Origin of the sequence: Micromonospora sp. C95, assembly GCF_018070465.1 — a bacterium.
In the GTDB taxonomy this organism is placed as follows: domain Bacteria; phylum Actinomycetota; class Actinomycetes; order Mycobacteriales; family Micromonosporaceae; genus Micromonospora.
The window spans coordinates 42376-55996 of record NZ_JAGPXT010000018.1 but is presented as its reverse complement, the minus strand read 5'-3'; the positions used below and the strand labels follow the sequence as shown (position 1 = coordinate 55996).

The following is a 13621-nucleotide window of genomic DNA, read 5'->3' as shown; positions in this document are numbered from 1 at the left end:
TTGCTGGCTCGACCGCCGGCTCGGGCGGCGCGACGTGGGGTGGCGCTGGCTCGGCCCGGGCACGGACGGCCGAGGGGATCTGGGTGTGCGACCTCACGTGTCGTAAGGCGACAGGGGGCTGGTCAGGCGGTGAAGCCCGGTGACGGGGTGGGGTGGGCCGCGCGGGCGACCGTGTCGGCGAGCGCCGGGATCTCCGCCTCGGGCAGGTCGCTGACGGTGATGCGTAGTCCCGGCGGGCCGGCGATCCGGTAGAGGGCGCCCGGCGCGACCGCCCAGCCGGCGTCGCGCAGGGTGGTCAGCGCGCTTGTCTCGTCGTCCACCGCGACCCAGACGTTGATGCCGGTGCGGCCGTGGGCGGGCAGGCCACGGTCGGTGAGGGCGGTGACCAGGGCGTGCCGCCGCCGTTCGTAGCTCTGCGCCGCCCGGTCGACAAGGGCGGTCGTCTCCGGGTCTGCCCAGAGCGAGAGCACGAGCCGTTGCAGCACGGTGGAGACCCAACCGGTGCCGACCCGGGACCGGCCGGCCACCCGCGCCACCGTGGTCTCGTCTCCGGCCAGCACGGCCAGGCGCAGGTCGGGGCCGAAGGGCTTGCTCACCGAGCGGAGGAAGGCCCAGTGGGTGGTGGCTCCGGCCAGCGGGTGCAACGGTACGCGGGCCAGCTCGGCGGCGTGATCGTCCTCGATCAACAGCAGGTCGGCCCGGCCGGCTAGCAGGGTGCGCAGGGCGTCGGCCCGGTCGGCGGAGACCGCCGCGCCGGTGGGGTTCTGGGCCCGGCTGGTCACGATGAGCGCTCGTGCTCCGGCGGCGAGGGCGGCGGCGACTCCCGCGACGATCGGGCCGTCGTCGTCGACGGGCATTCCGATCGGCCGTAACCCGAGGGCGGCCAGCAGGTCGAGCAGGCCGGCCCAGCCCGGATCCTCCACGGCGACCGCGTCGCCGTGGCGCAGGTGCGCGCCGAGCAGGCGCTCGATGCCGTCCAGCGCGCCGCCGGTGAGGGTCAGCCCGGGGGCCGGCACCCCGTCGGCGGCCAGGCGTGCCCCGGCCATCTCGGTCATCTCGGGCAGTACGCCGAGGTCGGGGTAGCCCACCGGGTCGCCGACGGTGTCGGCGAGGGCGGCCAGGTGCCGACGCAGCGGCGGCAGCAGCCGCTGGTCGGGTTGTCCACGGGACAGATCGCGCAGGCCGGGTGCGGGCGGCGGGCGCAGCGCGGCTCGTCGGGCGGCGACCGGCGGTCGGGGCCGTACCCGGGTGCCGTGCCGACCGGCGGTGACGACGAGTCCGCGGCGGCGCAGTTCGGCGTAGGCGCGGGAGACGGTGGCGGGGCTGACGGCCAGGTGGGCGGCGAGCGTGCGCACCGGTGGCAGGGGGTCGCCGGGGGCGAGGGTGGCGTCGCGGATGGCGGATTCGATGCTGGCCGAAATCTCGACGGCCGTCGCACCGGTCACCTGATAGCGTGCTGACACAAAACAGGGATTGTACTAGAACAAAGGTGGAGGCATGTACCCGCAGACCACCCGCACCACCGCCAGCCGTTCCCGGGACCGGATGAGCTACGACCGCACCGCCACCCACGCCGTGCTCGACGAGGCGTACCACTGCGCGCTCGGGTTCACCGTGGACGGCGAGCCCCGGGTGCTGCCCACGCTGCACGTGCGCAGCGGCGACACGCTCTACCTGCACGGCTCCACCGGCAGCCGGCCGCTGCTCGCGGCCCGCGCGGACGGCCTGCCGGTCTGCGTCGCGGTCACCCTGCTCGACGGGCTGGTCTACGGGCGCTCCCAGTTCCACCACAGCGCCAACTACCGGTCGGTGGTCGCGCACGGCACCGCACACCTGGTCACCGACCAGATCGAGAAGGCCGACGTGCTCACCGCCCTGGTGGAGAAGGTCGGCACCGGCCGCGCGGCGGACAGCCGACCGCCGAGCCGGCGGGAGTTGGCCGAGACGGCCGTGCTGGCGCTGCCGCTGACCGAGGTGTCGCTGCGCTCCCGCACCGGCGGGGTGCGCGACGACCCGGCCGATCTCGACCTGGCGCACTGGGCCGGGGTGGTGCCGCTGCGGCTGACCCCCGGCCGGCCGGAGCCGGACGCCGGGGTCACCGCGCCACTGCCGGCCTACCTGCGCCCGCGCCGCTCGCCCTGGCACGAGCCGGCGGTCCTGGGTGGCGCACACGTGCTGCTGGAGCCACTCGACGAGGCTCACACCGACGAGTTGTACGCGGCCACCGCCGATCCCGAGGTCTGGCGGTACCTGAGCGGATCGTTGCCGACCGGTCCGGGCCAGCTGCGTGAGGTGATCAGCGCGGCTCTCGCCGACGAGCACCGGGTCGCCTGGGCGCAACGATGCGCGGCCACCGGCGCGGTGGTCGGCTCCACCTCGTACTACGAGATCGACCCGGCGCGTCGGTCGGTGACGATCGGACACACCATGCTCGGCCGGCCGTGGTGGCGTACCGGGATCAACACCGAGGCGAAGCTGCTGCTGCTCACCCGCGCCTTCGACGAACTGGACGCGGTGCGGGTGGTCTGGCACACCGACATCCGCAACGAGCGCTCGCAGCGCGCCATCGAGCGGCTCGGCGCGACCCGGGAGGGAGTGCTGCGGATGCACCGGTTGCGGCCGGACGGCTCGTGGCGGGACACCGTGCAGTATTCGATGACCGTCGACGAGTGGCCGAAAGCACAGGTCAGCCTGCGGGAAAGGCTTCGCGCTCAGGCCACGTCGGCCCGATGATGTCGGACGTGCTGGGAATCACCGACCTGTGGACGTACGTGTTGGGCACCGTGGCCATCGTGCTGCTGCCCGGCCCCAACTCGTTGTTCGTCCTCTCCACCGCCGCGCGGCGCGGCGTCGGCGTCGGCTACCGGGCGGCGAGCGGCGTCTGGGTCGGTGACGCGATCCTGATGTTCCTCTCGGCGGCCGGAGTGGCGTCGCTGCTCAAGGCGTACCCGCCGGTCTTCCTCGTGATCAAGTACGCGGGGGCCGCGTACCTGGGCTATGTCGGGTTGACCATGCTGCGCGGGGCGTGGCGGCGCTGGCGGGACCGCCACGACCCGGCCACCCCGCGGTTGATCGACGCCGCGGAGCCGGCGGCGATGCGCAGCCCGTTCCGCAAGGCGCTGGTGATCAGTCTGCTCAACCCGAAGGCGATCCTGTTCTTCGTCTCGTTCTTCATCCAGTTCGTCGACCCGACCTACCCCTGGCCGGCGCTGTCGTTCCTGCTGCTCGGTCTGATCGCCCAGGTGACAAGCGCGCTCTACCTGACCGCGTTGATCTTCGCGGGTACCTTCCTGGCCGCCCAGTTCAGTCGGCGTCGCCGGCTGGCGGCCGGCGCGACAAGCGCGGTGGGTGCCCTCTTCCTCGGCTTCGGCCTCAAGCTCGCCCAGGGTTGACCGGCGGGCGGGCGCCCTCACGTGCCACCGCCACCACCGCCACCACCGCCCTCGCCGCCGCCGACACCGGCACCACCCGCGTCGCCACCAGGCTCCGGGCCAGGTGGCAACGGCCGGTCAGGTGGGCGGCTGACGTGGGCCGACTCGGCGATGGGGGCCGACCAGTCGGCGTGTGCCGCCGCGGCGGCGTGCCGGTTTATGGCCGCGCGCAGCCACCCGTCCACGGTGCTCACCCAGTCCCGCTGGTCCGCGCCGACGTGCCAGCTCCGGAACCGGCTGATGCTGGTGTGGGTGATCCCGGCCAGCGCCAGCCTCCGGTCGGACCAGAGGATCACCTCCAGGCCGGCGGAATTGGTCACGAAGATCACCTCCAGCTCGGTGATCGGTCCGGCGTACAGCGGACCGACCCAGAAGCCCCATCGCTGGTGCAGGGGCAGGGCCTGCTCCACGCCGGGTAGCCGGCCGTCGACCAGGCCGGACTGGCGGACGCGGAAGCCGAGCGTGTCCAGGGCGGCCAGGATGTGCTGCTGGGTCGGCAACGGGTGGACCAGCACCGGCACCATCGCCCCCTGGTCCAGGGTGGCTTCGATCGCCACCTCGGTACGCAGCCCCATCCGCAGGCTGAGCAACGGCACGCCGCCCAGCGTGGTCACCGGCGTCTCCCACGGCACCGGGAACTCGAACGGGATCGACCGGGCCCGTCCGGCCCGCAGCACCAGCGGGCCCGCCACCTGCGCCTGATGGAACTGCACCAGCCGGCGGGGAGCCTCCGGGTCGTCCGGCTCGACCGTGCTGACCAGGCCGAGCCGGACGTGCAGCACCGGTATGTCCACGGGACCGGCGATGAGGTTCACCCGCCCCGGCAGGCGCAGGCCGGGACGGGTGCTCGGGTTGGCCAGCGCGGTCTGCACCGTCAGGCCCGTTCCGCCCGATCCCGGCGACACCCCCGTCAGCCGCACCGCGTACCCCTTATCTGAGCCGGCGCACCGCGCGCGGGATCGAGTCGGTCTCGTCGTCGAACTCCCCGATGACCTCCTCCAGCAGGTCCTCCAGCGCGACGAAACCGACCGGCCGGGTGGGACCACCGCCGTTGCGGACCAGCGCGAGTTGCGACTGGCGGGCCCGCATCACGGCGACCGCCTCGGTCACCGTGGCGGTGTCGGGCAGCGTGATGGCGTCGTTCATCAGGTCCGCCGCGGTGGCGTCGGGTCGACCGGCGGTGGCCCGCACCGCCTCCCGTACGTGCACCAGACCGCAGACGTCACCGGCGGCGTCCAGCACCGCCAGCCGGGACCGGCCGCTGTCCCGGCTCACCTGCTCGATGCGCTCCGCCGGGTCGTCCCGACGCACGGTCACCATCCGGTCGAACGGTTCCATCACCTGGGCGACCGTGGTGCCCTGCAGCTCCAACATGCTGGTCAGCAGTTCGTGCTGGGCAGCGCCGAGCAGCCCGTGTTCCCGGGACTGTTCCAGCAGCATGCGCAACTCGTCCGGGCCGTGCACCTGGGCCAGCTGGTCCTGCGGGTTCACCTTCACCAGCCGCAGCATGGCGTTGGCCACCGCGTTGAGCACCGACAGCACCGGACGGGCCACCCGGGCGAAGGCCCGGAACGGCAGGGCCAACAGCAGCGCGGACCGCTCCGGGTGGGTGATCGCCCAGGACTTCGGTGCCATCTCACCGACCACCAGGTGCAGGAAGGTGACCAGGCTCAGCGCGAAGATCAACGCGATCACGTGGCTGGCGCCGTACGGCAGGCCGACCGTGTGCAGCAGCGGACTGAGCAGCCGCTCGATCGCCGGCTCGGCCAGGGCGCCGAGGCCCAGCGTGCACAGGGTGATGCCGAGTTGCGCACCGGCCAGCATCAGGGACAGCTCACGTACCCCGTCGAGGGCGGCCCGGGCGGCCCGGCCGCCGCTCGCCGCGGCCTGTTCCAGGCGGTACCGCTTGCTCGCCACGAGGGCGAACTCGGCGGCGACGAAGAAGCCGTTGAGCGCCAGCAGGACCACCGAGGTGAGCAAGGCGAATCCGGTGCTCATGCCGACACCTCCTCACGCCCGCCGGTGACCTGGAGGCGGACCGAGTCGGCCACGTGCCGGTCCACCGCGAGCACCTCGACCAGAGCGCGCGGCGGCACCTGGCCGTTGTCGCCGTCGGCCGGCAGGCTGATCTCCAGCCGGTCACCGACCTCGGGCACCCGGCCCAGCTCCCGCATGACAAGTCCGGAGAGGGTGTCGTACTCGGGTGCCTCGGGCAGGGCGATGCCGGTGCTGTCGGCGACCTCGTCGATGCGCCAACGGGCGGGCACCACCCAGGAGCCGTCCTCCTGCCGCGCCGGGGCCCGCTCCGGCGGGTCGTCCTCGTCGCGGATCGGGCCGACCAGTTCCTCGGCGATGTCCTCAAGCGTGATGACCCCGGCGAAGCCGCCGTACTCGTCGACCACGCAGGCGAGCTGGCGGTGCCCGGAGCGGAGCCGGTCCAGCACGGTGGGCAGCGGCAGCGTCTCGGGCACCAGCAGCGGCGGTACGGCGACCGCGCTGACCGGGGTGCTGGCGCGCTCGACCGGTGGCACCTGGAGCACGTCGGCGATGCCGATCACGCCGACCAGGTCGTCGACGCCCTCCGCGCCGCGTACCGGGAAGCGGGAGCGGCCGGTGTCGAGCAGCTCGACCACCCGACTCACCGGCTCGTGTGCGCGTACGGTGTGCACGTCGACCCGGGGCACCATCGCCTCACCGGCCGTCAACTGCCGGAAGTCGAGCCCCCGGTCCAGCAGCTCCGACATGTCGGCGTCGAGGTGCCCCTCCAGCCGGGACTCGGCGATGATCTGTTCCAGGTCCTCCGGGGTGGCGCCGCTGGGCAGTTCCTCGATGGGCTCGATGCCGACCCGCCGCAGCAGCCGCACCGCGGACTTGTCGAAGAGCTTGATCAGCGGGCCGGCCATGGCCAGGTAGACCAGGGTGGAGCGGGCCAGTGCCCGGGCGACCGGTTCGGGCCGGGCGATGGCCAGGTTCTTCGGGGCCAGCTCGCCCACCACCATCTGCACCACCGTGGCGATGACCAGGGCCAGCGCGACCGACAGCGGCAGGCTGACGCCGGTGGAGACGCCGGCCACGCCGAGCAGCTCGGCCAGGCCGGCACCGAGGTACGGCTCGGCGACGTAACCGACGAGCAGTGCGGTCACGGTGATGCCGAGCTGGGCACCGGAGAGCATGAACGACAGCCGTCCGGCGACCTCCAGGGCCCGGACGGACGCCTGGTCACCTTCGGCGGCGGCCTGCTTCAGCTTGCCGCGGTCGACCGCGACGTAGCCGAACTCCTGCGCGACGAAGTACCCCGTCGCGACGGTCAAGACAACGATCAGAAGAAGACCGACGAGGATCAACACGGGAGGTTCAGGGCTCCCGGGGTCGTCGGTGCGTGGGGATGCCGGGGCCTACCCGGCTGGCTACTGCTGCCCTCCTGGGCAGAAGAGTCGATCATGCGGTCATTCTACCGGCGGCGTGGCCCAGGCCGGGCGGGTGTGCGTACTCATTGTGCCCGGGACGGCTCAGTGGTCGGCGAGTTCGTCGGCGTCGAGCAGGTTCCGGTCCACCCGCCCGGCCCGGTACGCGGCCCGACCGATCATCTGGGCGGCGACCGGGGCGGTGACCAGTTGGAACACCCCGACGAGGACGATCATGCCGAGGTCGGCCGGGCTGCGCAGCCGCAGCCCCACCCCCAGCAGCAGGAGCAGCACGCCGAGCACCTGCGGCTTGGTGGCCGCGTGCATGCGACTGAGGGTGTCCGGGAAGCGCAGCACCCCGATCGCGGCGGCCAGGCTCAGCAGCGCACCGGTGACCAGGCTGACGGCTGCCAGCCAGTCCGCCACGGCACCGGGCGTCACGGCCGGTCCCGGACGGCGAAGCGGACCAGCGAGACGGACCCGACGAAGCCGAGCAGGGCGAGCACCACAAGCACCGGCAGGGTGGTGGCGTGCCGGTTGACCGCCGCCTCCGCGCCGACCGCGCCGACCATGGTGGCGAGCAGCATGTCGGCGGCGACGACCCGGTCCAGCAATGTCGGACCCCGGTAGAGGCGGACGAGGGCGAGCAGCGCGGTCACCGACAGCAGGCTGGTGAGCACGACGGCGAGGAAGATGGTCACGGCAACTCCTTGCTAGGCATCCGCCGCAGTTCCGCGGTCGAGCCGATCGCCGCGACGATCCGCCGTTCCACGGCGCGGACCTGGGCACGGCCGGCGGCGAGGGCGGCGGGGCCGCGTACGTCGAGCACGTGCACGTAGAGGATTCCGGCATCCCGGTCCACCTCGATGATCAAGGTGCCGGGCACCAGGGAGAGCACCTCGGCGGTGAGCGCCAGGTTGAGGTCGGTGGGCAGCCGCAGCCGCACGCCGATGATCGCCGAACGCGGCGTGTACCCGGGTTGCACCGCGATCCGGGCGACGTGGGCGCTGGCCCGGACCAGCTCGACGACGAACCGACCGCCGAAGACCAGCAGACCCCACGGCCGGAGCCGGCCGTGGAACGTCACCGGCGGCAGCGGGAAGAACAGCAGCACCACCCCGGCGGTCAGCAGCCCGCCCAGCAGGTTGCCCCAGGTGAACTCCCCCCAGAACAGGTTCCAGGCCAGCACCAGCCAGCCGTAGGCGATCAGCTGGTCACGCCACCGGCCCACCCGGGTACGCCGGTCCGGAGCCTCCGGCGTGGTCATGACGCCCCGCCGGGCAGGACGGCCTGCACGTACGGGGTGCGCTCGATCAGATCCGTCGCCGCCCGCCCGGTGAAGTCGAACAACGGTCCGGCCACGAAGGTCAACGACACACCGAGCGCCACCAGGGCGACCGTGGCGCCGACCATCAGCGCGGGCAGCGGGGCGGTCGGCGCCACCGTCTCGCAGGGCGAGCGCCAGAAGGCGATGTTCCACACCCGGCTCGCCACGTAGAGGGTGAGCAGGCTGGTCACGGTGCCGACGGCGACCAACGTCCAGGGCAGCGGACCGCCCACGGCGACACCGGCCTGGAGCAGGCCAAGCTTGCCCAGGAAGCCGGAGAACGGCGGGATACCCGCCAGGTTCATCGCCGAGACGAAGAAGAGCACGCCCACCAGGGGCGCCAGTCGGGCCAGCCCGCCGAGGCGGCGCAGGTCGGTGCTGCCGGCCCGCTGCTCGACCAGTCCGGAGATCAGGAACAGGGTGGTCTGGATGGTGATGTGGTGGACCACGTAGAAGATGGCACCGACCAGCCCGGCGACCGTGCTCAGCCCCACCCCGAAGATCATGTAGCCGATGTGACTGACAAGCGTGAACGACAGCAGTCGCTTGATGTCCGACTGGGCCACCGCGCCGAGGATGCCGACCAGCATGGTCAGGCCGGCCGCCACCATCAGCAGTTCCCCGGCCTGCTGACCCGGGAAGAGCAGGGTCTGGGTCCGGATGATCGCATACACGCCGACCTTGGTGAGCAGGCCAGCGAAGACCGCGGTGACCGGGGCCGGTGCCGTCGGATAGCTGTCGGGCAGCCAGGCCGACAGCGGGAAGACCGCCGCCTTGATGCCGAAGGCCACCAGCAGCATCAGCTGCAGACTCAGGCGTACGCCGTCCGGCAGCGCGTCCAGTCGCGCGGTGAGCTGGGCCAGGTTGAGCGTGCCGGTGGCCGCGTAGACCAGGCCCACCGAGATCAGGAAGATCATCGACGCCAGGACGTTGACCACGACGTAGGTGGAACCGGTACGGATGCGCAACCGGGTGCCGTTGAGGGTGATCAGGACGAAGCTCGCGGCGAGCAGCATCTCGAAGCCGACGAAGAGGTTGAACAGGTCACCGGCGAGGAACGCGTTGCACACCCCGGCGGTCAGCACGAGGTAGGTGGGGTGGAAGATCGCCACCGGGGACCGCTCCCCGACCTCCGCCTGGCCCTGCCCGATCGAGTACAGCAGCACGCAGAGGGTCACCGCCGAGGAGACCACAAGCATCAGCGCCGCCAGTTGGTCGGCGACCAGCACGATGCCCACCGGCGCCGGCCAGCCGCCGATCTGCACCACCAGCGGGCCCTGCCGGTACGCCTGCACCAGCAGTACCACCGCCACCACCAGGCTGGTGCTCAGGCAACCCACGCTCACCGTCCGCTGGGTCCACGGCCGGCCCGCCAGCAGCAGGGTCAGCGCGGCGCCCAGCAGCGGTAACACCACCGGCAGCGGGACGAGCGTGCTCATCGCCGCTCCCGATCCGGCCCCGTCGGCGCGTACCGGCTCATCCCGGGCCCTCCTCGCGAGGTGGGGCCGGGGCGTCGACCTGCTGCGGGTCGGCGGTCGGCGGCTCACCGGTGAGGTCGGCGGCGGAAACCTCCCGTTGGGCGGTCCGGCGGACGATCTGCCGGTCCTCGATGTCGTCGGGTACCTCGTCGTCGCCGCTGAGGTACCAGCTTCGGTAGCTGATCGCCAGCAGGAAGGCGGTGAAGCCGAAGGTGATCACGATGGCGGTGAGCACCATGGCCTGGGGCAGGGCGTCGCTCATCGCCGCCTCGTCGCTGACACCGACCACCGGCGCCTCCCCGGACCGGCCGCCGAAGACGATCAACAGGTTGACGCCGTTGCCGATCAGGATGACGCCGAGCAGGATCCGGCTCAGGCTGCGTTCCAGCAGCAGGGTCACGCCGCAGCCGACGAGCACCCCGATCGTGATGAAGGAGACCAGGTTCGCTCCGGCGGCCCTCACCGTGCCTCCCCCCGCTGGCCGGCGAGCCCGCCCCCGGGCCCGCCGGCCGCCTCGATGTGCCGGTCCACCTCGGCGCCGAGGCTGCGCAGCACGTCCAGCGCCAGACCGATCACCACCAGGTAGACGCCGACGTCGAAGAAGAGGGAGGTGACCAGGTAGAAGTGACCGATCAGGGGCAGCCAGAGGTCGACCGTGGTGCTCTCCAGCACGGTGCCGTCGACGAGCAGGGAGACCACGCCGCCGCCGACCGAGAGCAGCAGGCCGGCACCGAGCACCGTGCCGGCACCGATCGGTGCCGCCTCGACCAGCTCGTACCGGCCACCGGCGAGGTACCGCATGGTCAGCGCGAGGCTGGCCACCAGCCCTCCGGCGAAGCCGCCACCGGGCGCGTTGTGCCCGGAGAAGAGCAGGTAGAGCGAGAAGAGCACCGCGGTGTGCGAGATCAGGCGGGTGACCACCTCCAGCACGATCGACCGTTGCCGTTCGTGCAGCGTGGCCCCGCCACGCAGCCAGACCGCCCGGCCGGCGGGCGCCTCGTCGTCGGCGACCTCCCGGCGGCGGGGCCGAGGCCCGGTGCGGGACCGGTGGAAGATCAGACTCGCCACCCCGGTGGCCGCGGCCACCAGCACCGCCACCTCCCCCAGGGTGTCCCAGGCGCGGATGTCCACGAGGGTCACGTTGACCACGTTGCGGCCGTGGCCCTGCTCCACCGCCAGGTGCGGGAATTCCTCGGAGATGGACCGCGCCTGCCGGGCGGCCGCGGCACCGACGGCCAGCGCGGCCACGGTCGTGCCGACGATCACGCCGATCGTCCGCCGGATCCAGCGACTGCGCCGCAGCGGCCGGGTCGAGAACCGTTCGGGCAGTCGACGCAGCACCAGCACGAAGATCGCGATGGTCATCGTCTCCACGAGAAACTGGGTAAGTGCCAGGTCGGGTGCGCCGTAGAGCACGAACAGCATCGCGGTGCCGTAACCGGTCATGCCGACCAACAGCATCGCGGTCAACCGTCGACTGGCACCCACGGCGAGCAGGGCGGCGACGCAGACCACCAGCAGCACCACCGGTTGTGCGGGCGTGGCCCACAGCTCAAGCGGCTGCTCCCAGGGCTGAATGAGGAACACCGACCCGCCCGGCACCGCGGCCAGCACGATCAGGATGAGGCCGAGGTACTGCGGCAGCGATCCCCGCTGGGTGACGCTCGTGACGTCCAGCGCGACCCGGTCGAAGCGGTGGGTGATCCACTCGTACCCCTGTTGGCCGGTGACCGGCCACCGCAGCCGGGCCAGCGCCGGGGCCAGCGGGCCGCGCAGCGCGAACAGCGCGGCACCGCCCGCCAGCGCCAGCGCGGACAGACCGAGCGCCGGGGTGAGCCCGTGCCACAGGGCCAGGTGTTTCCCGACCGTGCCGAAGAGCTCGGGGTACGGGCGGAGCAGGTGATCCAATACACCCGCGGCCGGGCCGGCGACGAGCCCGACGACGGCCAGTAGGGCCGGTGGGGCCAGCAGCGACGGCGCGATCCGTCCCAGATCGGTGGCGGCGGCGCCGGGTCGGTCGGCGAACGCGCCCCAGATGAACCTGATGCTGTACGCGACGGTGAGCACGGTGCCGACGACGAGCACCGCCAGCACCAGTGGCTGGTCGGCGAAGGCGGCGAACACGGCCTCCTTGGCGACGAAGCCGAGCAGGGGTGGTAGTCCGGCCATCGAGGCGGCGGCGAGCACGGCCACCCCGGTCAGCACCGGTGCGGTGTGCCGCAGTCCCGACAACTCCCGCAGGTCGCGGGTCCCGGACCCATGGTCGATCACGCCGACCACGAGGAACAGCGCCGCCTTGAACAATGCGTGGGCGAGCAGCATGGCGACACCGGCGAGCGCGGCGTCCGCGGTGCCCACCCCGACGACCACCGTCAACAGTCCGAGCTGGCTGACCGTGCCGTAGGCCAGCAGCAACTTCAGGTCGGTCTGCCGCAGTGCCGCCCAACCGCCCACAAGCATGGTGGCCAGACCGGCGATCAGCACCACCGGACGCCACGGGCCGACCACGGCGAGCACCGGGGTGAGCAGGCCGAGCAGGTAGACGCCGGCCTTCACCATCGCCGCCGCGTGCAGGTACGCGCTGACCGGTGTCGGTGCGGCCATGGCCACCGGCAGCCACGAGGTGAACGGCAGCACCGCCGACTTCGACAGCGCACCGAGCAGGATCAGCAGTACCGCGACGACCAGGTACGCCCCGCCGGGCAGCGGCTGCTGGGCCAGCTCGGACCAGCGGTAGGTGCCGGCGTGGTGGCCGAGCATGAGGAACCCGACAAGCATGGCCAGGCCGCCGAGGGTGGTCACGGTCAGCGCCTGGGCCGCTGCCCAACGGCTCGACCGCCGTTCGGTGCTGTGCCCGATGAGCAGGTACGAGAAGACGGTGGTGAGCTCCCAGCAGACGTAGAGCAGCAGCAGGTCGTCGGCGAGGACCAGTCCGAGCATCGCCCCGGCGAAGGCGACGAGCACGCCGGCGAACCGTGCGTTGCCGAGCGCGTCGGGCGGGAAGTACCGGGCGCTGTAGCCGAGCACCAGCGCGCCGACGCCGCCGACCAGCAGGGTCATCAGCCAGGACAGGGTGGTCATCCGCAGCGCGAGGTCCAGGCCCAGTTCCGAAATCCAGGGGTAGGTCTCGACCACCGCACCGCCGTGCGTCACGTCGGGTGTGCGTACCAGCGCCCAGCCGAAGGCGGCCGCCGGCACCAACGCCAGCAGGTAACAGGCACGCGGACCCCACCGGCGGACCAGCAGCGGTGCCACGACGGCCGCCACGAGGTGCAGGATCAGCAGTACGAGCACGCGCGCTCCCGGTCGAGGTGGCCGCGACGCCCCACGGGGGTTGGGGGTCTAGCAGCGATCAGACGACAGATCAACGCGCTATGGGTGCTTTTTCCGAGAAGAAAACACTTTCGCCGTCAATACGGCGAAATCCGATGAAAAGCCGAATCAGCTGTGTGCGGCAACGTCCGTCGGGGCGCCCTCGCCGCCGCGCACCGGACGCCCCTCGACGACCAGGTCCGCCCGGCCAAGTTGGGACGCGGCCCGGTTGACAAGTCGCTGCGCGGCGGCCAGGGATCGCACGGACAACAACCGGCCCCGGCTCTCGCGACGCAGGACGAAGTAGTGCACTGCGGCCCGCACCTGGGCACGGTCGGCCGCGCTGGCCTGCGCGGTGGAGACGACCAGTTCGCGCAGGCAACTGGCGAGCCGCTCGGCGAGTTCGAGATCCGGGCCGTGCAGCCCGGCGCGCAGGGCGGTGACATGGCTGTCGACCTTGCGGATCAGGATGTCGGTGCCGGGCCCCGAACTCCGCTCCTCGACGGCCATCCCGCCCCCTCCACCACTCACCACGACCCGGGTGAAGTTACTTTATGTTGCCCAGCAAGAGCAAGCAGTTAAGTAAGACTTAACGGATTCTCGGCGCAAGTCACCTTAAACGTCTTAACACGACATTATCGCCTGGCTCGCGACGGACGAATGTCGGTG

General features: G+C 72.1%; 13 protein-coding genes. 2 read left to right on the top strand and 11 right to left on the bottom strand.

Features of this window, described 5'->3' with window-relative positions; translation table 11 throughout:
- Nucleotides 1-122 precede the first annotated feature (122 nt).
- Nucleotides 123-1463, bottom strand: a complete 1341-nt coding sequence (locus KBX00_RS19925; protein ID WP_210829154.1) for an aminotransferase class I/II-fold pyridoxal phosphate-dependent enzyme — start codon at nucleotides 1461-1463, stop codon at nucleotides 123-125.
- Between the two features lie 34 nt (nucleotides 1464-1497).
- Between KBX00_RS19925 and KBX00_RS19920 the strand changes: the two genes are divergently transcribed.
- Together KBX00_RS19920 and leuE are read left to right on the top strand one after the other, a co-directional pair.
- Nucleotides 1498-2733, top strand: a complete 1236-nt coding sequence (locus KBX00_RS19920) for a bifunctional pyridoxamine 5'-phosphate oxidase family protein/GNAT family N-acetyltransferase (protein ID WP_210829148.1) — start codon at nucleotides 1498-1500, stop codon at nucleotides 2731-2733.
- Nucleotides 2730-3392 (top strand): leucine efflux protein LeuE, encoded by a 663-nt coding sequence (gene leuE / locus KBX00_RS19915; RefSeq protein WP_210829147.1) that lies wholly within the window; start codon nucleotides 2730-2732, stop codon nucleotides 3390-3392. Before KBX00_RS19920 ends, leuE begins: the two co-directional genes overlap by 4 nt.
- A 17-nt stretch (nucleotides 3393-3409) precedes the next feature.
- On the opposite strand, the gene KBX00_RS19910 is transcribed toward leuE, so the two are convergent.
- The 10 genes from KBX00_RS19910 to KBX00_RS19865 all read right to left on the bottom strand — a co-directional run bounded on the left by KBX00_RS19910 (nucleotide 3410) and on the right by KBX00_RS19865 (nucleotide 13462).
- The gene (locus KBX00_RS19910) at nucleotides 3410-4351 is read right to left on the bottom strand and encodes a sporulation protein (protein WP_210829146.1); all 942 of its coding nucleotides are present in this window, start codon (nucleotides 4349-4351) and stop codon (nucleotides 3410-3412) included.
- Between the two features lie 10 nt (nucleotides 4352-4361).
- A complete protein-coding gene (locus KBX00_RS19905; RefSeq protein ID WP_210829144.1) occupies nucleotides 4362-5429 on the bottom strand; it encodes a hemolysin family protein in 1068 nt (355 codons plus the stop codon).
- Complete coding sequence (locus KBX00_RS19900) at nucleotides 5426-6778, bottom strand: hemolysin family protein (RefSeq protein WP_210829142.1); 1353 nt, start codon at nucleotides 6776-6778, stop codon at nucleotides 5426-5428. The genes KBX00_RS19905 and KBX00_RS19900 overlap by 4 nt, the downstream gene beginning before the upstream one ends.
- Before the next feature lie 162 nt (nucleotides 6779-6940).
- Complete coding sequence (gene mnhG, locus KBX00_RS19895; protein WP_210829141.1) at nucleotides 6941-7276, bottom strand: monovalent cation/H(+) antiporter subunit G; 336 nt, start codon at nucleotides 7274-7276, stop codon at nucleotides 6941-6943.
- Entirely contained in the window at nucleotides 7273-7536 is a 264-nt protein-coding gene (locus KBX00_RS19890) for a monovalent cation/H+ antiporter complex subunit F (RefSeq protein WP_164445627.1), read from the bottom strand. The genes mnhG and KBX00_RS19890 overlap by 4 nt, the downstream gene beginning before the upstream one ends.
- Nucleotides 7533-8102, bottom strand: a complete 570-nt coding sequence (locus tag KBX00_RS19885; RefSeq protein WP_210829139.1) for a Na+/H+ antiporter subunit E — start codon at nucleotides 8100-8102, stop codon at nucleotides 7533-7535. Before KBX00_RS19885 ends, KBX00_RS19890 begins: the two co-directional genes overlap by 4 nt.
- Complete coding sequence (locus tag KBX00_RS19880; RefSeq protein WP_210829137.1) at nucleotides 8099-9601, bottom strand: Na+/H+ antiporter subunit D; 1503 nt, start codon at nucleotides 9599-9601, stop codon at nucleotides 8099-8101. The genes KBX00_RS19885 and KBX00_RS19880 overlap by 4 nt, the downstream gene beginning before the upstream one ends.
- 37 nt (nucleotides 9602-9638) lie before the next feature.
- Nucleotides 9639-10103: a Na(+)/H(+) antiporter subunit C gene (locus tag KBX00_RS19875; protein ID WP_210829135.1), complete on the bottom strand. Its 465-nt coding sequence runs from the start codon at nucleotides 10101-10103 to the stop codon at nucleotides 9639-9641.
- Nucleotides 10100-12934, bottom strand: coding sequence for a Na+/H+ antiporter subunit A (locus tag KBX00_RS19870; RefSeq protein WP_210829134.1), 2835 nt, complete (start codon nucleotides 12932-12934; stop codon nucleotides 10100-10102). Before KBX00_RS19870 ends, KBX00_RS19875 begins: the two co-directional genes overlap by 4 nt.
- Nucleotides 12935-13081: 147 nt before the next feature.
- Nucleotides 13082-13462 (bottom strand): hypothetical protein, encoded by a 381-nt coding sequence (locus KBX00_RS19865; protein WP_210829133.1) that lies wholly within the window; start codon nucleotides 13460-13462, stop codon nucleotides 13082-13084.
- Nucleotides 13463-13621: the final 159 nt, after the last annotated feature.